The sequence below is a fragment of the Pseudoalteromonas sp. 1181_04 genome, assembly GCF_052850545.1.
The window spans coordinates 75,834-95,033 of the sequence record NZ_VXCS01000013.1 but is presented as its reverse complement, the minus strand read 5'-3'; the positions used below and the strand labels follow the sequence as shown (position 1 = coordinate 95,033).

The following is a 19,200-nucleotide window of genomic DNA, read 5'->3' as shown; positions in this document are numbered from 1 at the left end:
GGCTAGTCTGCTTTAGCTAGAACCTAGTAAATCGTTCTCTTTAACCTTATAACTGCTATTAAAAAAGCCGCGTTAATTTTCATTAACGCGGCTTTTTAGTGTGCTTTTAAGCTAAACCAAAAGTGTTAGTCAACACTCATGGTTTTAGTCATTGCAGCATTCGCGCGACCAGCTGGTTTGATAGAACCGGCACGTAAGCCGCTATCTGGAATAGCGTCACGTTTGTCGTGTGCCATCGCTTTTGGCGTATGGGCGACTTCGCTATCTGCAACGGCAGTAGGTTGTGCCATTGGCGCACTTGCTTTACCTGATGTGATCACTGTTTTAGTGTGCGCGACAGGTTTTGTAGTCGGCTTAGTCTCTGCCATTGGTGCTTCCTCAACAACCACTTCTTCAGTTGGTTCAGCAGCAACAGGCGCTTGTTCAACCACTTCTTCAGTTGCTTCAGCAGCAACTGGCGCTTGTTCAACCACTTCTTCAGTCGGTTCAGCAGCAACTGGTGCTTGTTCAACGACTTCTTCAGTTGCTTCAGCAGCAACTGGCGCTTGTTCAACCACTTCTTCAGTTGCTTCAGCAGCAACTGGCGCTTGTTCAACCACTTCTTCAGTAGGTTCAGCAGCAACTGGCGCTTGTTCAACCACTTCTTCAGTTGCTTCAGCAGCAACAGGCGCTTGTTCAACCACTTCTTCAGTTGCTTCAGCAGCAACAGGCGCTTGTTCAACCACTTCTTCAGTTGCTTCAGCAGCAACAGGTGCTTGTTCAACCACTTCTGGAGTAGGTTCAGCAGCAACAGGTGCTTGTTCAACCGCTTCTGGAGTCGGTTCAGCAGCAACAGGTGCTTGTTCAACCACTTCTTCAGTTGCTTCAGCAGCAACAGGCGCTTGTTCAACCACTTCTGGAGTAGGTTCTGCAGCAACGGCAGGTTTTTCTTCAACTACTTCTGCAGCTTGCTTATTTTGCTTGGCTTTTAACTCAGCTTCATATTCAGCAGCGGCTTGATCTGCAACTGGAATAAATGCTGGTGGTTGTGTACCTTGCGTTGGCGTAGCTTCTTCACCCTCAGGGCGACGACGGCGTTGCCCAGCAGCACGTAAATGACGTGGAGAACGGCGTGAACGCGTACGCGTTTGGCCTTGCTCTTCATCAGTCGATGTTACTGTCTCTTGCTCGTTTGGTGCCGTCTGTTCAGCTTTTTGCTCAGGCGCTTCAACAGCAGTTGTTTCAACAGCAGTAGCCTCAACCGGTGCTTTAACTTCTTCAGTTTGAGTTACAACTGGCTTAGCCGGCTTGTCATCAACAACAGGCGTAGCTTGTTGCTCTGCGTCATTGTTGGTTGTAGCCGGTTGTGCATTTTCATCTTGCAGGCGAACTTTTTTACGTAAGTTACGGCGCTGACGACGAACCTTAGGTTTTTGCTCCGTTGCTTCAACAACGACATCTTGGCTTGGTGCAACGTCTTTTACGTCAGCTTTTGCTTCGGTTTTTTCTGCTACTACTTTGCTGTCATCGTTACGGTTATCGTTACGCTTACGTGAGTTAGGATTGCGACGACGTTTGTTACGGTTATCGTTTCTTTCCTGTTGCTCGTTGTTTTGCGTGTTTCCAACTGCTGGCGTTTCTTCAGCTACGCTCTCTGTACGCTCGCTTTGCGGTTTAGTGCGTGAATTATTGTTACGACGACGTTGGTTATTACGACGACGTGTATCACCGTCATTGTTACGACGTGGATTATTACGAGATTCACTCGCTGTTTTTTGCTGCTGTTGCTCTTTACTTTCTATTTGCTCAGCAGGCGTTGCAAATAAAGCCTTAAACCAATTGCTGATGGTAGTAAATAAACTTACCTGCGGCTGGGCTGCAACACTTTGTGGTGCCGCTGCTGGGGCTGTTTGAGCCTGAGCTTGTGGTGCGGGTGTTGATGGCATAACTACGCCTTTTAACACCGGCTCTTCACGTACCGCGACCGTTGGTGTTTTTGATGTTTCATACACTTCTTGTTCTGGTAATGTGATTTGCTCGTAGCTTGCTGCTTCAATTGTTTCATCTTTACGCAAACGCATTACTTCATAATGTGGTGTATCCATATGTTGATTTGGAATGATCACCACATCACAGTTATGACGTTTTTCGATGCGATGCACGCTACGGCGTTGCTCATTTAACAGATATGAGGCAACCGCTACAGGTACTTGGGCATTAACTTGTGAGGTATTGTCTTTAATCGCTTCTTCTTCGATTAAACGTAGGATTGACAATGCAATCGACTCGTTTGAACGAATAGTACCTTGACCACTACAACGTGGGCATGGGCCTTGGCTCGCTTCACCTAATGAAGGGCGTAGGCGCTGACGCGACATTTCAAGTAAGCCAAAACGCGAAATTTTACCAATTTGTACACGGGCACGATCTGGACGAACAGCATCTTTTAAGCGATTTTCTACTTCACGTTGATGGCGCGGTGGTGTCATATCAATGAAGTCGATAACGATTAAGCCACCTAAGTCGCGTAAACGTAATTGGCGAGCAATTTCGTCTGCAGCTTCTAAGTTGGTATTAAGCGCAGTTTCTTCGATATCGCCGCCTTTAGTGGCTTTAGATGAGTTGATATCGATAGAAGTAAGTGCTTCAGTTGGGTCAATAACAATTGAACCACCAGAAGGTAAGCGTACTTCACGTTGAAACGCAGACTCAATTTGGCTTTCGATTTGATAATGAGTAAAAAGAGGCACTTCACCTTGATAAAGTTTTACACGGCTCATGAAGTCAGGGCGAAAACGCTCAATGTGCGCTTTAGCTTCTTCAAATACACGGGCTTTATCAATTAGGATCTCACCGATGTCACGGCGTAAATAATCGCGAATCGCACGGAAAATCACGTTGCTTTCTTGATGAATTAAGAACGGTGCTTTACCGCCATCAGAGGCTTGCTGAATCGCATCCCAATGAACAAGCAGCGCTTTTAAATCGTAGTTTAGTTCTTCAAACGATTTACCAACACCGGCAGTACGCACGATTAAACCCATGCCTTTAGGCAGTTCTAAACGGCTTAAAGCTTCTTTAAGTTCAGTGCGTTCATCACCTTCGATGCGACGAGAAATACCGCCAGCACGAGGGTTATTAGGCATTAAGACTAAGTAGCTACCTGCAACACTAATAAAAGTGGTGAGGGCTGCGCCTTTTTGGCCGCGTTCTTCTTTGTCTACTTGGACAATAACTTCTTGACCTTCTTTGATCACGTCACGAATATTCGGACGACCATGGAAAGTATAACCTTGTGGGAAGTAAGTACGGGCTATTTCTTTTAAAGGAAGGAATCCGTGACGATCAGCGCCGTAATCAACAAAGGCGGCTTCTAATGACGGTTCTATACGAGTGATTTTGCCTTTATAAATATTGGCTTTTTTTTGTTCGTGACCCGGGCTTTCGATATCTAAATCATACAGGCGCTGGCCATCAACCAGTGCTACGCGCATTTCTTCTTGCTGCGTCGCATTGATTAGCATACGTTTCATATTGTTACTCTACTGTGTTATGTCTCTGACATGACGAAACTTTTCGCCTGTTCAGTTGCTCCCATCGCTTCTTTTTGTACAATCTCACGACTGGGTCTGTGGGGGAGCTTGGTACTGTATCCGTACTCTAAGTATCTTTATGGTGCTGGCTGACAATAACGTGTTGTCACGTTATTAAATTCTATTATGGTGCCAAAACTATCGGCTGTTTTTTTACAGTGACGTATTCGAGTTCTGTCCAGAGTCGACCATTAATTAAATTAACTTGTACGGTTACAACACATCTGCTGAACGGCGTATTGTACGCCGTCACGATCAGACAAATTATCTGTTCAAATTGCTTTTTTCATCAACATTAAATAACACTTCATGCTCAAACTTAACTGGCGATATATTACACGCATCGGAGTTAATTGAAGGCACGTGTAAACTGGGTATGTATAAAAGCTTTGGAAAACTTATCTCGGATCTGTATGATCAATTACCCAGAATGTGCATCACGAATGTTTTAATGTGTTAAAAAGCACCGTTGTTATTTGCAAATATATATTTGCGACGGTGATTATCCCATTATTATAACTGTGTTAGCAACTAAAATTATTTTACTTAAATCAGTGATTAGGCAATGTCAGAAAAAACCGGCTTACAAGTATCTTTCGTCACGATTACCGAAGACCATTTAGGTCAACGGATTGATAACTTTCTTATTACTCATTTAAAAGGGGTGCCTAAAAGCGCTGTGTATCGAATTCTTCGCAAAGGGGAAGTGCGGGTTAATAAAAAACGCATCAAACCTGTGTATAAATTACAACTCGATGACATCGTTCGTATTCCACCAATCCAAATAGCTGAACGTGAAGAGTTTGTGCCTAAAAACCTCGATGTAGTGACCAAACTTGAAGAGGCTATTTTATTTGAAGATAAATACCTTATCGTCATTAACAAACCATCAGGCATGGCTGTGCATGGCGGCAGTGGGCTCAGTTATGGTTTAATTGAAGCATTGCGCGTATTGCGCCCAGATGAGCGCAGTTTAGAGCTTGTACATCGTTTAGACCGTGATACATCAGGCTGTTTGTTAATCTCGAAACGTCGTTCAGTGTTGACCAGCTTGCATGAACAGTTACGTGAAAAAACCATGGAAAAGAATTACTGGGCATTGGTTGATGGGCAATGGGATTCTAAAACTAAAAATGTCACCGAAGGGCTGCGTAAAAACACCCTACAATCAGGTGAACGAGTAGTACGTGTGGATAACGTTGAAGGTAAACCTTCACATACTCGTTTTAAAGTATTGGAGCGCTTTGCTGAATGTTCGTTAGTACAGGCATCACCAGTAACAGGTCGTACTCACCAAATTCGTGTGCATACACAATGTAAAGGTCATGCAATTGCTTGTGATGATAAATATGGCAACCAAGCATTTGATGCGGCGATGCGTAAAGTGGGATTAGGGCGATTATTTTTACATGCGCACGATTTGAGTTTTTATCATCCAAAAAATGAAACTACTATGCGAGTGGAAGCGCCGCTTGATAAAGCGCTGGCTAATTGTATTAAAACGTTACGTGCCGCAAAACCGTGAAACCCTATAAATTAGTTATATTTGATTGGGATGGCACGGTGATGGATTCAGTTGCTAAAATAGTTAACTGTATGCATCAATCAGCGAGAGTCTGTGGTGTAGTTTGCCCCAGTGACGAGGCGGTTAAAAATATCATTGGTTTATCACTTGAGCAGGCCGTGACGGTGTTATTTCCTCAGCAGAGCCATTTACACGCTGATTTAATCGCCGGTTATAAGCATCAGTATAAACATCTTGATAACACGCCTACGCCTTTATTTGCTGATGTAGAACAGACTTTAGCGGCATTAAAAAACCGTGGCGTATTGTTAGCTGTTGCTACCGGCAAAAGCCGAGTCGGCCTTGAACGCTTGCTGGATGAAACACAGTTACGGGATTACTTTGTAGCGACCCGCACCAGTGATGATGCATTGTCAAAACCAGCTCCTGATATGTTGTTGCAACTGCTGGATGAACTCAATATTAGCCATGATGATGCGCTGATGATTGGCGACACTAAAATAGATATGGCGATGGCAAAAGCGGCCAATATTGACCGTTTAGGTGTAACTATGGGGGTGCATAACGCCCAGCAGCTAAACGAGTTTACACCGATTGCGACAGTTGATTCGTATCAGCAACTAGCTGCGCGTTTAGTTTAAGTCGTAGTGAATAAATAGTTAGTCTTGATTACTTAACACATCCAGATCAAACTCAGTCAATAATTGGCTGAGTTTGATAAGTGGTAAACCAATCAAGCTATTAGGGTCATCACCGCTAAGCTTTTCAAATAAACAAATACCTAAGCCTTCGCTTTTAAAGCTGCCTGCACAATTGTAGGGTTGCTCTGCGTCGCAGTAAGCAGATATTTGTGCTTGTGTCAGTGTTCTAAATGTAACATTAAAGGGTTCAACTAGGGTTTTTGTTTTATTGCTTTGAATATCATAAACACATAAGCCAGTTAGAAATGTGACTGTATTACCGCTAAATAAACTCAGTTGTTTAATGGCATTTTCTTTGTTGTGTGGTTTGCCTAAGATTTGTTGCTCAAATACGGCAACTTGATCAGAGCCAATTACTAAGCCTTGTTTAAAAAGTGTAGTGGCTGCGCGTGCTTTGAGTTCACTTAAGCGTTTTACAAGTTCAACTGGGGCTTCATCGGGTAGTGCTGATTCGTCAATACCAGGTGAAAAACTGTCGAACGGCAGATTAAATTTTTGCAATAAAGACTGACGAAAGGGTGAACTTGAGGCTAAAATAAGCGGGTGCTGCATGGATTGTTTTCCTAATGAAAATTAGATTGAGTTAGGATAAATCAGATCCGTTGGCAAAACAAAGAAATGAATCGCGAAAAACCAGCTAAAATTGGTTTTTTACTTTGACTAACCAAGTAACTATCTATATGATGCAGCCCCTATGCAAAAGGTGAAAATTCCCATCACTCTTCATCCAGGCAAGGCAGCGCAACACCGTTTAAAGTATGACGGCATTGTACCGCTTGAAAAACTTACCCGTTTACGGGAAGTTGTGCAGGAAGAAGTAGGTGAAATAGCGGTAAAAATTCATTGCAAAAACGATGATCAAGGTTTCGCTGTGATTAGAGGCAATTTGTCCACACATGTTACTGTCACTTGTCAACGTTGTAATGGTGATTTAGGGTTGGATTTGGTTCAAGACTTTGTTTATTCACCAGTCGGTGAGGATACAGAGTTAGAGATTTTTCCAGAAGACTACGATGAAGTAGCGCTTGATGAAAATGGTGAAGTTAACGTTTTTGATTTAATCGAAGACGAACTAATTTTAGCCGTGCCATTAGTTGCTACCCACAACGAAGCTTCATGCAGTTATTCAGCAAAGCCTGCCAGCTTTGGTGTTTTAAAAGCGGAAGATGATAAACCAAATCCATTTGATATTTTGAAACAACTTAAGAAAGATTCTTAGGAGAAGACTATGGCTGTACAAAAAAGCAAAAAGTCTCGTGCAAGACGCGGCATGCGCCGTTCACACGATGCGATCAGTGGTCCAACTTTAACTGTAGACCAAACATCTGGTGAGACTCATCGTCGTCACCATGTGACTGCAGATGGTTACTACAAAGGCGTTCAAGTAATTTCTAAATAAGAGATTGCTTTTATGCTGACCAATCTAACAATTGCGTTAGATATGATGGGGGGCGATTATGGCCCCCGTTCATCTATCCCCGCAGCCGTTAACGCGGTAAATGCAAATGCCAATCTAAGATTGATCTTATGTGGCAACGAACAAGTAATATCTAAAGAACTTGAGTCTCTCGATTCTCTATCTCATCCTCGTTTAATAATTCGTCATTGTAGTCAAGTAGTCACCAATAGCTGTGAACCGTCTTCTGCTGTGCGATCTAAAAAAGATTCCTCAATGCGCGTTGCCCTTGATTTAGTTAAATCAGGTGAGGCACAAGCGTGCGTTAGTGCCGGAAATACCGGTGCATTATTATTTATGGCTCACTATGTGCTGAAAATGTTGCCAGGCGTAAAACGTCCTGCATTGATCTCGGCTGTGCCAACTGAGCGAAAAAATCCGGTTTACTTACTTGATTTAGGTGCGAACGTGCATTGTGATGCACAAACCTTATATCAATTTGGCATTATGGGTTCGGTTGTCGCAGGGCAAGCACTGGGCTGTGATAGTCCAAAAGTGAGTTTATTAAATATTGGCTCCGAAGACATTAAGGGCCATGAAGATATCAAACAAGCTGCACAACTGATGCAACAATGTAGCTACCTTAATTATACTGGTTACAGCGAAGGTAGTGATATTTTTACTGGTAAATCAGATGTGATCGTCTGTGAAGGTTTTGTGGGCAATGTGGCTTTGAAAACCTGTGAAGGGATTGCCAAGCTGATTATGTTTAAGCTTACCAAAGCACTGCAAAAGCACTTTTTCTATAAATGTTTAGCATTTATGTTACAGCCAGTAATAAAAAAACTCTATAAACGGGTGAACCCCGACCAGTATAACGGCGCTTCTCTGGTAGGATTGCGCGGTATTGTCGTAAAAAGCCATGGAAATGCCTCAGCTAAAGCATTTCATGCTGCTATCGACGAAGCTGCTAGAGAGGTGGAACGTCAACTTCCTGAAAAAATTGCAGCTATCTTCGAGCAAACACATTCAACTAAAAAAGTCGCAACTGACGATTAATTACTATGTCAGGTGTGTACTTAAACATTTATTTATTTGTTTAATTAAAAGAGCAAAGTATGGCACAAAAAATTGCACTTGTTTTTCCGGGTCAAGGCTCACAATCTGTGGGTATGTTAAGTGAACTATTAGAGCAATCTGATATTGTTAAAGCGACGTTTGCGCAAGCATCAGCGGCACTTGGTTATGATTTGGCTGCATTAGTACTTAATGGTCCTGAACAAGAATTAAATCAAACCCATCGTACGCAACCGGCATTATTAACAGCATCAGTGGCAATTTACCGCCAATGGCTTGCTGCAAATCCAGATGCAGACGTAACGATGGCAGGTCACAGTTTAGGTGAATACTCAGCGCTGGTATGTGCTGATGTGTTGAGCTTAGGCGAAGCTGTAAAATTGGTTGAAAACCGTGGTTTATATATGCAAGAAGCTGTGCCAGCAGGCGTGGGTTCAATGGCTGCGATCATTGGTTTAGGTGATGACGAAATTAAAGCCGCGTGCTTGGCATCAGCACAAGGTGAAGTGGTTGCACCAGTAAACTATAACTCACCGGGTCAAGTTGTGATTGCAGGTCATAAAGCCGCAGTAGACAGAGCATCAGAAGCGTGTAAAGAAGCCGGTGCAAAACGTGCATTGCCTTTATCGGTAAGCGTACCTTCACATTGTGAACTAATGAAACCAGCGGCAGAAAAATTAGCAAAAGATTTAGCTGCTTTAACATTTAATACACCTAAGTGTGATGTAATTAATAATGTTGATGTAACAGCTGCAAGTTCAGCGGATGCTATTAAAGATGCATTAGTACGTCAACTATACAGTCCAGTACGATGGACAGAAACAGTACAAGCATTGGTAGCGCAGGGCATTACCCAAAGCTACGAGTTTGGTCCTGGGAAGGTGTTAACGGGTCTTGCTAAACGCATTGATAAAGCAATGGTATGTGGTTCGGTGAATAGCCAAACTGCCATTGACGAAGCAAAATAAGAGTAGGAAAAAATGGCAAATTTATTTTCGTTAGAGGGCAAAGTTGTCCTAATTACAGGCGCTAGTCGCGGTATTGGTAAAGCAATCGCCACTACATTGGTAGCACAAGGTGCTAAAGTTGCCGGTACTGCAACCAGCGAGTCTGGTGCTGCAAATATCAGCGAATACTTAGGCGAGAATGGTAAAGGTTATGCGTTAAACGTAACTGATCCTGCGTCGATCGAGGCGACACTTGCTGCGATAAAAGCAGATTTAGGCGATATCGACGTATTAGTAAATAATGCTGGAATTACCCGCGATAACTTACTTATGCGTATGAAAGATGCAGAGTGGGACGATATCATTGATACTAACTTGAGCTCAGTTTTTCGTTTATCTAAAGCAGTGTTACGCCCGATGATGAAAAAGAAAAACGGTCGAATTATCAATATAGGTTCAGTTGTTGGTACAATGGGTAATGCAGGGCAAGCTAACTACGCAGCAGCTAAAGCGGGTGTAATTGGTTTTTCTAAGTCGTTAGCGCGTGAAGTTGCTTCTCGTGGTATTACAGTCAACGTAGTTGCTCCTGGTTTTATTCAAACAGATATGACCGACAGCTTAACTGACGAGCAAAAAGCAGCTACGCTTGCTAATGTTCCTGCTGGGCGTTTAGGCCAACCGGATGAAATTGCCGCCGCAGTATGTTACTTAGCATCTGATGCAGCAGCGTATGTTTCAGGCGAAACTTTGCACGTAAATGGTGCGATGTACATGGTGTAAGGAACTTTGTTCCTATTTTGTTTTGAGGCGGCTTGTCGAAAAATGTTGAATTTTTTGTTAACTTGCTTTAAACATACTTGAATTCGTGCTGAAAATAAGCGATAAAAGACACAAATAACCGTCAAGAGGTTTGACCAGATAAAAAATTATCAGCAAATCCTTGAATCACAGAATTATGCGCCGTAAACTACGCCGCAATCTGAAAATAACGCATTGGCGTTTTTAATAAAGGAAAGAAGAATGAGCGACATCCAAGAACGCGTAAAGAAAATCATCATTGAGCAACTAGGTGTTAAAGAAGAAGAAGTAAAGCATGAAGCTTCTTTCGTTGATGACTTAGGCGCAGATTCACTTGATACTGTTGAATTAGTAATGGCTCTTGAAGAAGAGTTCGATACTGAGATCCCAGATGAAGAAGCTGAAAAGATCACTACAGTACAAGCTGCAATCGATTACGTAACGGCTCACGCTGAGTAATCAATCGCATATTAAGGGCAGCGTTCGCTGCCCTTAATCTATCTATACCCTGTATTTCCACGCATTTGGGTATTAATACCCACCAGAAAAATAATAATTCCCTTATTGGAGGCAAACCGTGGCTAAACGTCGAGTCGTCGTAACTGGCTTAGGAATGTTGACGCCGCTAGGTAATGATGTTGAATCAACCTGGCAAGGCTTGTTAAATGGCAAAAGTGGTATCCAAACTATCACTCATTTTGATACATCTAGTTTTGGCACCAAGTTCGCTGGTTTGCTGAATGATTTTGATGCGTCAGCCTATATGCCGGCAAAAGATGCTAAAAAAATGGATTTGTTCATCCAGTATGGCATTGCAGCAGGTGTACAAGCACTACAAGATTCTGGCCTTGAGATCACAGAGCAAAACGCAGCCCGCGTTGGTGTTGCTGTGGGTTCGGGCATTGGTGGTTTAACGCTTATTGAAGAAAACCACATAAAGTTATTAAACAGTGGCCCACGTAAGCTTTCTCCTTTTTACGTGCCGTCGACCATTATCAATATGATCTCTGGTCATTTATCGATTATGCACGGTCTACGTGGTCCAAATATCTCTATCGTGACAGCCTGTACAACAGGTTTACACAACATTGGTCACGCTGCGCGCATGATTGCTTATGGTGATGCTGATGCGATGGTTGCCGGTGGTGCAGAGAAAGCCTCAACGCCAATTGGTATGGGTGGTTTTAACGCTGCACGTGCGTTATCAACCCGAAACGACGATCCGCAAGCTGCATCACGTCCATGGGACAAAGACCGTGATGGCTTTGTACTTGCTGATGGTGCAGGTGTTATCGTACTTGAAGAATACGAGCATGCGAAAGCCCGAGGTGCAAAAATCTATTCTGAGTTGGTTGGTTTTGGTATGAGCGGTGACGCTTATCACATGACGTCGCCACCAGAAGATGGTGCCGGTGCAGCCTTGGCAATGGAAAATGCTTTAAACGATGCGCAAATCAATGCAGATCAAGTGGGTTATATTAATGCTCACGGTACATCGACTAACGCTGGCGATAAAGCAGAAACCTCTGCAGTTAAGTCAATTTTTGGTAATGCTGCCAAAGATGTGATGGTGAGTTCATCAAAATCTATGATGGGTCATTTACTCGGTGCAGCAGGCTCTGTTGAATCAATTATCACTATTTTGTCGTTACAAGATCAAAAAGTAACACCAACAATTAATCTTGATAACCCTGATGAAGGCTGTGATCTGGACTACGTTCCACACACGGCTCGTGATGCGAAACTTGATTACGCATTATGTAACTCATTTGGTTTTGGTGGTACTAATGGCTCGTTGGTATTTAAAAAGGTATAATCTTTTTAACAACGAGACAAAATAAGAGCCCAGTTGTTACTGGGCTTTTTTATATGCAAAATATGCCTAAACAAAAAACTCACATAGCGCAAACAATAAAATTAGTCACGCCACAGCAAGGCGTTAGTATAAGTAGCAATGATCGCGGCTTTAATTATGGCGATGGCTTTTTTACAACCGCAAAAATAGTTGATGCTCAAGTAGAGCATTGGCCACTTCACAGGGCACGATTAGTTGAATGCGCGCAGCGACTTAGTTTTGGTGAGCTGGATTTATCGGCACTGCAGCAAGCAATCGCTGAGTATATTAAGACGGTTTCGCTGGGGGTGTTAAAAATAGTGGTTACACGTGGTGAAGGAGGGCGTGGTTATGGCCTTCCTGAACAAAGCAATTTATTGATTGTACTGTCGCTATTACCGTTTCCTTCACACTACGCTCAATTAGCACAACAAGGTATTAAACTCGCTATTAGTCCTGTGCAACTTGCATCGCAACCACTGCTTGCTGGTTTGAAAACGTTAAATCGTTTAGAGCAAGTAATGATCAAACGCGCCATGCAAGGGCAAGATTGTGATGATGCACTGGTGTGTGATTATCACAATAATGTGATTGAAACCTCTGCGGCAAATATTTTTGCTATTAAAAATGGTCGAGTTTTTAGTCCAAGTTTGCAAAACTGTGGCATTCAAGGGGTTTATCTGCAATCACTGTGTGATAAGTTAACCATTGAATTTACTGATATTAAGCTAGAACAATTGCTGCAAATGGAGGCAGTATTTAGTTGTAATAGCTTAATGGGAATTGTGCCTGTTACAGCGATTGATGGTATGCAATTTGAGTTAGCAAATAGTTTAGTATTATTGCATGGTTTATTTACCAAGGAGTCTGCGTGTTAAGAGTGATTATATCGATTGTGTTGCTAGCATTATTGGTAACTGGAGTTGGTTATCAACAGTTGCAAGCTACTATTAACAGTAGTTTAAAAGCGCCAGCGAATACGTTGTTTGAAGTTAAAAAAGGCACGGGGTTTAATCAACTCTGCCAACAGTGGCAAGCTAAAAAATGGTTAGATGGGTGCTTACGTTATCAGATACTCGCGAAACTCGATCCGACACTGACGGATTTAAAAGCTGGTTTATATCAACTTAATAACGCCACGGTGCTTGATAACATTCGGCAAATCAATCAAGGTAAACAAGTAAGCTTTAGTTTTACAATTATTGAAGGTCAGTCACTTCGTGACGTGTTAGCGGCAATAAGTAAAGCCCAGTACCTTCGTCAAGATTTAAGTCTTGGTGAGTTATCTCAGCAAATAGTCGGCTCTGATCAGCATTTAGAAGGGTGGTTATTTCCTGATACCTATTATTATCATGCTAATGATACGACAAGCTCAGTGCTCAAACGAGCGCATAAAATAATGCAAAATGTACTTGATGAGGCTTGGCAAAACAGGGCTGCTGATTTACCGTTTAAAACGGCCTACGAAGCATTGATTATGGCCTCAATTATTGAAAAAGAAACAGGCCTTGCCAGCGAACGGCCATTAATAGCCTCTGTATTTACTAATCGACTAAATACAAAAATGCGCTTGCAAACTGATCCAACCGTGATTTATGGCATTGGTGCTGACTTTGATGGTGATATAAAACGTAAAGATTTAACTAATCATACTCCGTATAATACATATAAAATTAATGGCTTACCGCCTACGCCGATTGCTATGCCGTCAAAAGCGGCAATACTTGCAGCAGTCAATCCACCTGAGTCTGAGTACCTTTATTTTGTTGCCAAAGGCGATGGTAGCCATCAATTTTCTAAAACCTTAAAAGAACATAACAAAGCAGTACAAGATTACTTACGTTATCAAAAACAGTTTAGCAAATCAGAGTAAAAAATATAAAACGAGAAAGCCGATTAATGCTTTCTCAAACTAAAAAGAGAGATCATGACAGCAGCAAAATTTATTGTGATTGAAGGCTTAGAAGGGGCCGGTAAATCGACAGCTATAGCAATTTGCCAACAGTTTTTAGAGCAGCACAAAGTTGATTTTATTAATGTACGCGAGCCCGGCGGGACACCCATCGCTGAAGCACTGCGCACTATTGTAAAAGATAACCATGTCGAACAGATTGCCAGCGAAACAGAATTACTGCTGATGTATGCAGCCCGTTCGCAACTGCTACATAATGTTATTCGTCCAGCACTTGCTAAAGGACAATGGGTATTAGGCGATCGTCACGATCTATCATCGCAGGCTTACCAAGGCGGCGGACGTGAAATTGCCGCTACTACGTTAGATTCTCTCGCCAATATTGTATTAAAAGGTTTAAAACCAGATCTGACCATTTATTTGGACATTGAACCTGCGGTGGGCCTTGCCCGTGCGAAAGGACGCGGTGAACTGGATCGTATAGAACAACAAGCATTGAGTTTTTTTGAACGTACCCGCGCACGCTATTTAGAACTCGCATATAGTGATGACACTATTAAAACAGTTAATGCAGGTCAAAGTATGCAATTAGTACATCAAGATATTATTACCGTGCTTGAACAATTTATGAAAAGTAACAATTAACATGATTTATCCTTGGCTTAGCAATGTTGAGCAGCAATTAGCAGCCAGTTTTAATGCTGGGCGTTTTCACCATGGACAATTATTTAATGGTCAACAAGGTGTTGGTAAGCGCGCCTTAGTGGAGCAGCTGGCTAATGCATTATTGTGCTTGTCTGCAACTAACTTAGTCCCTTGTGGGCATTGTAAGAGCTGCCATTTAAATCAAGCAGTTACTCATCCTGACAAATATGTAGTGCAAGCTGATGGACAAAGCATTGGTGTGGATGATATTCGCAGTGTCAGCGATTTCATGCATCAATCAGCGGCGCAAAATGCCAATAAAGTGGTGGTGATCAATGATTGCCATAAAATGACCACAGCGGCGGCCAATGCCTTACTTAAAACGTTAGAAGAGCCCAGCCCGCAGCGATTTTTGTTACTAACAACGAGTGCGACAACGCAATTACCGGCCACTATTTTAAGTCGCTGCGCGCTTACACAAGTAAAAGTGAATGACGCCAATGTTGCTATGAATTGGATTTCCCAACTGCACGTTCCTGCATATCCATGGTTAAAAATGTTTACCCAGCAGCCATTATTGATTGCCCGTTGGCAACAAGATGAGCAGCTGGAAGTAATCGATGAATTGTATAAGTTTGCAACTGAGCTAAAACAAGGCCATAATTTCAGTGCGTTAGTTGATATTATCAGTAAAGATACAGAGCGTGTTCGCGTCTTTTGTTTATTTTTAAGCGAACAATTAAAACAACAACTCATTGCTGGAATGGATTTTGATTCATATCAGAGTGCGCAAAATGCATTGGCCGAATTTGTGCAAAACAGTACACAGATATTAGGATTGAACTTGCCGTTGGCAGTGTCTCGTTTAGCGTATCGTTTACGTAAAAGCTATAAGTAGGATTATTGTGCAAGAATTATTAGTCGATTTAGATGATCTAGATGAATTATACCGCTGCTATATGCCGTATTTAAAAAATGGTGGACTATTTGTGCGCACTAATATGCGTTATGAGATGGGTCATTCATTGGCATTAAAAGTGACATTACCGGATGCGCTTGAAGATGATGTAATAACCGGAAAAGTTACATGGGTCACGCCACAAGGCGCGCAAAGTTCTAATCCACCGGGCATTGGTATTAGTTTTATCGATGATAAAACGAACCTAAATGTGAAGATCGAAAAACTACTAGGGACTATGTTAAACTCTGGTAATCCAACTTATACCATGTAGTAAGCAGTAACATGATTGTAGATTCTCATTGCCATTTAGACCGACTCGATTTTGATAAACTCGATTTAAACTTAGACCAAGTACTTGATAGTGCACGGGCTAAACAAGTTGAACACTTTTTATGTGTGAGTGTCACACTTGATCAATTCCCTAGTATGCTAGAAAAAATTCAAGGCTATAGTGATGTCTCTGCCTCGTGTGGTGTTCACCCGCTTGATCAAAAAGACGCACTTGATAAACAACGCTTAATTGATTTAGCAAGCCACGATAAAGTAGTAGCAATTGGCGAAACAGGGCTTGATTACTATTATTCGAAAGACACCCATGCCGTGCAACAAGCAAGTTTTGTGGGTCATATTGAAGTGGCGAACGAGTTACAAAAACCACTTATAATTCATACTCGCGATGCGCGCGACGACACCATAAACTTAATGCGTGAACATAACGCACAAAAGTGTGGTGGTGTATTGCATTGCTTTACTGAAGATTGGGATATGGCTAAAAAAGCCATCGACTTAGGCTTTTATATTTCTATCTCTGGCATTGTGACCTTTAAAAATGCCGTAGAGCTTAAAGATGTTGTTAAACAAATTCCACTTGATAGATTATTAATCGAAACAGACTCGCCTTATCTAGCGCCAGTACCGTATCGTGGGAAAACTAATCAGCCCGCTTATGTGCAAGATGTTGCTTATTACATTGCTGATTTAAAAGGTATTAGCTACAAAGAGCTTGCCAACGCGACTACGGAAAACTTCTACTCATTGTTCAACTTAGTGAACAAAGGTTAATTAGCATATGAGCACAGCATCACTTCCTCTATTAATAATGGGGCCGATGGTGCGCCGAGCTGATGCTGCAGAGGTTTGCATACAGTTTGCAACGTCTGTAGCATCACAATTTAGTATTGAATTTGATGATATAGACGTTTTTAGTGAGCAACAGAGCATTGCTTTAGGTACTCATCTTTACTTGCACTTTGTGATCGTAAAACCGATTGCCGCAACATTGCCTGTTAATCAGCTGATCAGCTACCGCCTATTAAACAGCAACTTAGACGTTGATTTAAGTGATTTTTGTTATCAAGGAAAAGCCACCCCTGAATTTGTGATCCCGCAAAAACTTGAGCAGATTTTACATGGCTCATGCCGTAACCCACATCATCCTGCAAAAGATAGCTTAGTGGCTGCGAATGATTTTCAACAGCAAAATCGCAGTGTAAATAAAACCGGGGCGGATGTTTTACTGCTCTCTGGTGATCAAGTGTATGCCGATGATGTTGCTGGTGCGATGTTATTAGCAATTGAACGACTGATCAGCGTATTAGGAATATACCAAGAGCAACCACTGGCAATTGATTTACCTGCACAGTTAAGTGAACAACTTTATCAGCGCCACTTATATTTACCGACGGTCCCTTGGCAAAAACGCAATAAAATAGGGGTTGGCTATTGGCTAAAAAAAGATGAGCCACATTTTTCAAGCTTAAAAGCTGCAAATCACTTGATCTTTTTTGAAGAGTTTATAGCCCTTTATTTACTCAATTTTAGCCCGTTACTGTGGGACTTAATTGACTTTGATAGTATTAGCTATCAAGCAAGCTCGCCCAAATGCCAGCAAGTTTTTGATAATGAAAAAGCAGCTTTAACGGATTTTAAAAATGGCTTAGTACACGTTCAGGTGCTACTGGCAAATATTTCAACGTTAATGATGTTTGACGATCATGATGTTACCGATGATTGGAACTTGACGGCTGGTTGGGAGCAGGTTATTTACCAACATCCAGTTAGCCGCCGTATTGTTAATAATGGCTTGATCAGTTATTGGCTGATGCAAGGCTTTGGCAATGATGCAGGTCATAAAACAGCCGCTTTACTTGATGCGTTTAAGACGAGTTTTTCTGAGCAAAAACAATGGCAATTTAAAGCGTTTGATAAAACCATTCTCGAGTTTAATCATTGGCATTATGAGCTGAATACTGTGCCTAAAGTGGTCGTGCTGGATACCCGCACTCATCGTTGGCGTAATGAGCAAAACTTTAATGAGCCCTCTGGTCTACTTGATTGGGAGCGTCTCACTGAGCTCGAAGAAAGTTTAGTGACTCATGAACAAGTGATCATTGTCTCACCCGCACCGGTGTTTGGCGTTAAATCAATTGAAGCTATTCAGTCATTGTTTAATATTTGCGGACAGCCACTATTAGTTGATGTTGAAAACTGGATGGCCCACGAAGGCTCAGCTAAAAAGTTACTGGATACCTTTCGCCGTGACGATACCCCTAAAGAAACGCTTATTTTATCGGGTGATGTACATTACTCATTCTGTTTTTCCGTACAGAAACGCTTTGGTAAGCACCCCAATAGAATTTGGCAACTTACTGCCAGTGGTATTAAAAATGAGTTTCCGCGTAAATTAATTAACGTGCTGGATAAGTTAGACTCGATTTTATACGCGCCGAAAAGCCCGTTAAACTTTTTTACAAAGCGTTGGCAGATGGAAGTCGATAAACATCAAACCATCGGGGAGGGGCAAAAATACTTGGTGAGTGATTCAGCGATTAGTTTGATTGAATTACAACAAGGAAAGCTGGCGCGTTATCAGTTACTCCATCCCGATAATCGCACCACAGAGTTTGATTTAAGCAATGATTAATTTAATGGTTTGCGCTGTTGTCTTACATAGTCGCTCACGTTACTTACTGTATCTAACCAATAACCTTTAGCAGGATCTTTCAGATAAACAAGCAATTGCTCGAGTACTTTTGCGTCAGTGGTATATTGATCTCCGTTACCAATTTCATGGCCCGCTAAAATCAACCAAGCATTATTTTCCCGTAATTGATCCAGCATAGTAATGATTTCATCAAAACTCATTCCGTCGATCCTAAGTCCTGTTAGCTGTGCAAAATCAGTAAAATTAGGATTATTAGCTGACTCATCTAACCAAGTTCGGCCGCTGTCAAAATGTTTAGCGATTAAAGGCACGTAGCTCTTAGTATCAATGCCCCGGCCAACAAATGTATTGCCGCACGGATAAGCAAAGGCGCGAGGGGTCACTCCTAAATGATCTTTTAGGTATTGCTGCGCTGATAAAATATCATTTTCAAGCCACTTGAGTGTAATGTGTTCAAGTGATAAGTCTTGTGCTCTTAACCATTCAAAATTCCCTGTACATACGTGGCTGCTAGTATGATTTGCAATTTCATGGCCCGATTTTACCGCGTCTTGCCACTGAGTTAGGCGCTGCTTGACGTTAAAAGGGGAAACATAAAAAGTTGCTTTGACTTGGTACCTGTTCAAAATCGCAGCGCCAACATCGACTTGGCTGTGACGGGCATCATCAAACGTGATACTCACAGCATTTTGCGCTTTATGCGGGTAATTAAAACCAAGGTATTTTTGCGACTCAGGATTGGCAATAACAGAGAATGACAGTACTGAAATAGTCATGATCAATGAAGATATTTTTAACATGGTAGTCCTTACACTTTCTTAGTCTATATATAGAAACAAGTTATGTGTAATAAAGCAATGATTACCTAAGTGACTGAATAAATTTAAA

The 19,200-nt window shown here is 41.9% G+C and carries 19 protein-coding genes; 16 read left to right on the top strand and 3 right to left on the bottom strand.

What is annotated here, in order from left to right; all coding sequences use genetic code 11:
• Nucleotides 1-125: 125 nt before the first annotated feature.
• Complete coding sequence (gene rne / locus FW757_RS12340; protein WP_446441265.1) at nucleotides 126-3,512, bottom strand: ribonuclease E; 3,387 nt, start codon at nucleotides 3,510-3,512, stop codon at nucleotides 126-128.
• 625 nt (nucleotides 3,513-4,137) lie between these two features.
• Between rne and rluC the strand changes: the two genes are divergently transcribed.
• Together rluC and FW757_RS12330 are read left to right on the top strand one after the other, a co-directional pair.
• Nucleotides 4,138-5,097: a 23S rRNA pseudouridine(955/2504/2580) synthase RluC gene (gene rluC, locus FW757_RS12335; RefSeq protein WP_145233581.1), complete on the top strand. Its 960-nt coding sequence runs from the start codon at nucleotides 4,138-4,140 to the stop codon at nucleotides 5,095-5,097.
• A complete protein-coding gene (locus FW757_RS12330) occupies nucleotides 5,094-5,738 on the top strand; it encodes an HAD-IA family hydrolase (RefSeq protein ID WP_182718733.1) in 645 nt (214 codons plus the stop codon). The genes rluC and FW757_RS12330 overlap by 4 nt, the downstream gene beginning before the upstream one ends.
• Before the next feature lie 18 nt (nucleotides 5,739-5,756).
• On the opposite strand, the gene FW757_RS12325 is transcribed toward FW757_RS12330, so the two are convergent.
• Nucleotides 5,757-6,350: a Maf family protein gene (locus FW757_RS12325; protein WP_182718734.1), complete on the bottom strand. Its 594-nt coding sequence runs from the start codon at nucleotides 6,348-6,350 to the stop codon at nucleotides 5,757-5,759.
• 142 nt (nucleotides 6,351-6,492) lie between these two features.
• Here FW757_RS12325 and yceD point away from each other — a divergent pair, with 142 nt between their 5' ends.
• The 14 genes from yceD to FW757_RS12255 all read left to right on the top strand — a co-directional run bounded on the left by yceD (nucleotide 6,493) and on the right by FW757_RS12255 (nucleotide 18,291).
• A complete protein-coding gene (yceD, locus tag FW757_RS12320) occupies nucleotides 6,493-7,017 on the top strand; it encodes a 23S rRNA accumulation protein YceD (RefSeq protein WP_145233584.1) in 525 nt (174 codons plus the stop codon).
• Between the two features lie 9 nt (nucleotides 7,018-7,026).
• A complete protein-coding gene (gene rpmF / locus FW757_RS12315; protein ID WP_002962381.1) occupies nucleotides 7,027-7,197 on the top strand; it encodes a 50S ribosomal protein L32 in 171 nt (56 codons plus the stop codon).
• Between the two features lie 12 nt (nucleotides 7,198-7,209).
• Entirely contained in the window at nucleotides 7,210-8,253 is a 1,044-nt protein-coding gene (gene plsX / locus FW757_RS12310) for a phosphate acyltransferase PlsX (RefSeq protein ID WP_145233585.1), read from the top strand.
• A gap of 59 nt (nucleotides 8,254-8,312) precedes the next feature.
• The gene (gene fabD, locus FW757_RS12305) at nucleotides 8,313-9,239 is read left to right on the top strand and encodes an ACP S-malonyltransferase (RefSeq protein ID WP_145233586.1); all 927 of its coding nucleotides are present in this window, start codon (nucleotides 8,313-8,315) and stop codon (nucleotides 9,237-9,239) included.
• Nucleotides 9,240-9,251: 12 nt separating this feature from the next.
• On the top strand, nucleotides 9,252-9,998 hold the full coding sequence (gene fabG / locus FW757_RS12300; RefSeq protein WP_145233587.1) for a 3-oxoacyl-ACP reductase FabG: 747 nt from the start codon (nucleotides 9,252-9,254) through the stop codon (nucleotides 9,996-9,998).
• A 240-nt stretch (nucleotides 9,999-10,238) separates the two neighbouring features.
• Complete coding sequence (acpP, locus tag FW757_RS12295; protein WP_016707440.1) at nucleotides 10,239-10,475, top strand: acyl carrier protein; 237 nt, start codon at nucleotides 10,239-10,241, stop codon at nucleotides 10,473-10,475.
• Between the two features lie 118 nt (nucleotides 10,476-10,593).
• Nucleotides 10,594-11,832, top strand: coding sequence for a beta-ketoacyl-ACP synthase II (gene fabF / locus FW757_RS12290; RefSeq protein ID WP_149982366.1), 1,239 nt, complete (start codon nucleotides 10,594-10,596; stop codon nucleotides 11,830-11,832).
• Nucleotides 11,833-11,885: 53 nt separating this feature from the next.
• Nucleotides 11,886-12,728 (top strand): aminodeoxychorismate lyase, encoded by an 843-nt coding sequence (gene pabC / locus FW757_RS12285; protein WP_259401903.1) that lies wholly within the window; start codon nucleotides 11,886-11,888, stop codon nucleotides 12,726-12,728.
• Complete coding sequence (gene mltG, locus FW757_RS12280; protein ID WP_446441264.1) at nucleotides 12,722-13,723, top strand: endolytic transglycosylase MltG; 1,002 nt, start codon at nucleotides 12,722-12,724, stop codon at nucleotides 13,721-13,723. The genes pabC and mltG overlap by 7 nt, the downstream gene beginning before the upstream one ends.
• Nucleotides 13,724-13,777: 54 nt before the next feature.
• On the top strand, nucleotides 13,778-14,407 hold the full coding sequence (gene tmk / locus FW757_RS12275; RefSeq protein WP_182793932.1) for a dTMP kinase: 630 nt from the start codon (nucleotides 13,778-13,780) through the stop codon (nucleotides 14,405-14,407).
• A 1-nt stretch (nucleotide 14,408) separates the two neighbouring features.
• Nucleotides 14,409-15,305 carry a DNA polymerase III subunit delta' gene (gene holB, locus FW757_RS12270; RefSeq protein ID WP_149982363.1) on the top strand — a complete coding sequence of 299 codons (897 nt, stop codon included), beginning with the start codon at nucleotides 14,409-14,411 and terminating at the stop codon, nucleotides 15,303-15,305.
• Nucleotides 15,306-15,312: 7 nt separating this feature from the next.
• Nucleotides 15,313-15,639, top strand: a complete 327-nt coding sequence (locus FW757_RS12265; RefSeq protein ID WP_446441263.1) for a PilZ domain-containing protein — start codon at nucleotides 15,313-15,315, stop codon at nucleotides 15,637-15,639.
• A gap of 11 nt (nucleotides 15,640-15,650) precedes the next feature.
• Nucleotides 15,651-16,430, top strand: coding sequence for a TatD family hydrolase (locus tag FW757_RS12260; RefSeq protein WP_182739752.1), 780 nt, complete (start codon nucleotides 15,651-15,653; stop codon nucleotides 16,428-16,430).
• Nucleotides 16,431-16,437: 7 nt separating this feature from the next.
• Nucleotides 16,438-18,291 carry a metallophosphatase gene (locus tag FW757_RS12255; protein ID WP_149982362.1) on the top strand — a complete coding sequence of 618 codons (1,854 nt, stop codon included), beginning with the start codon at nucleotides 16,438-16,440 and terminating at the stop codon, nucleotides 18,289-18,291.
• Here the strand turns inward: FW757_RS12255 and FW757_RS12250 are convergent.
• Nucleotides 18,288-19,112 (bottom strand): polysaccharide deacetylase family protein, encoded by an 825-nt coding sequence (locus FW757_RS12250; RefSeq protein WP_446441262.1) that lies wholly within the window; start codon nucleotides 19,110-19,112, stop codon nucleotides 18,288-18,290. The two genes, FW757_RS12255 and FW757_RS12250, sit on opposite strands and share 4 nt — an antisense overlap.
• Between the last annotated feature and the right edge of the window lie 88 nt (nucleotides 19,113-19,200).

Bases quoted from the DNA above. Each gene is read 5' to 3' on its own strand.
- pabC (WP_259401903.1), top strand. From the start codon at position 11,886: ATGCAAAATATGCCTAAACAAAAAACTCACATAGCGCAAACAATAAAA.
- FW757_RS12255 (WP_149982362.1), top strand. From the start codon at position 16,438: ATGAGCACAGCATCACTTCCTCTATTAATAATGGGGCCGATGGTGCGC.
- rne (WP_446441265.1), bottom strand. From the start codon at position 3,512: ATGAAACGTATGCTAATCAATGCGACGCAGCAAGAAGAAATGCGCGTA.
- acpP (WP_016707440.1), top strand. From the start codon at position 10,239: ATGAGCGACATCCAAGAACGCGTAAAGAAAATCATCATTGAGCAACTA.
- FW757_RS12260 (WP_182739752.1), top strand. From the start codon at position 15,651: ATGATTGTAGATTCTCATTGCCATTTAGACCGACTCGATTTTGATAAA.
- fabD (WP_145233586.1), top strand. From the start codon at position 8,313: ATGGCACAAAAAATTGCACTTGTTTTTCCGGGTCAAGGCTCACAATCT.
- tmk (WP_182793932.1), top strand. From the start codon at position 13,778: ATGACAGCAGCAAAATTTATTGTGATTGAAGGCTTAGAAGGGGCCGGT.
- rluC (WP_145233581.1), top strand. From the start codon at position 4,138: ATGTCAGAAAAAACCGGCTTACAAGTATCTTTCGTCACGATTACCGAA.
- yceD (WP_145233584.1), top strand. From the start codon at position 6,493: ATGCAAAAGGTGAAAATTCCCATCACTCTTCATCCAGGCAAGGCAGCG.
- FW757_RS12250 (WP_446441262.1), bottom strand. From the start codon at position 19,112: ATGTTAAAAATATCTTCATTGATCATGACTATTTCAGTACTGTCATTC.
- plsX (WP_145233585.1), top strand. From the start codon at position 7,210: ATGCTGACCAATCTAACAATTGCGTTAGATATGATGGGGGGCGATTAT.
- rpmF (WP_002962381.1), top strand. From the start codon at position 7,027: ATGGCTGTACAAAAAAGCAAAAAGTCTCGTGCAAGACGCGGCATGCGC.
- holB (WP_149982363.1), top strand. From the start codon at position 14,409: ATGATTTATCCTTGGCTTAGCAATGTTGAGCAGCAATTAGCAGCCAGT.
- FW757_RS12325 (WP_182718734.1), bottom strand. From the start codon at position 6,350: ATGCAGCACCCGCTTATTTTAGCCTCAAGTTCACCCTTTCGTCAGTCT.
- fabG (WP_145233587.1), top strand. From the start codon at position 9,252: ATGGCAAATTTATTTTCGTTAGAGGGCAAAGTTGTCCTAATTACAGGC.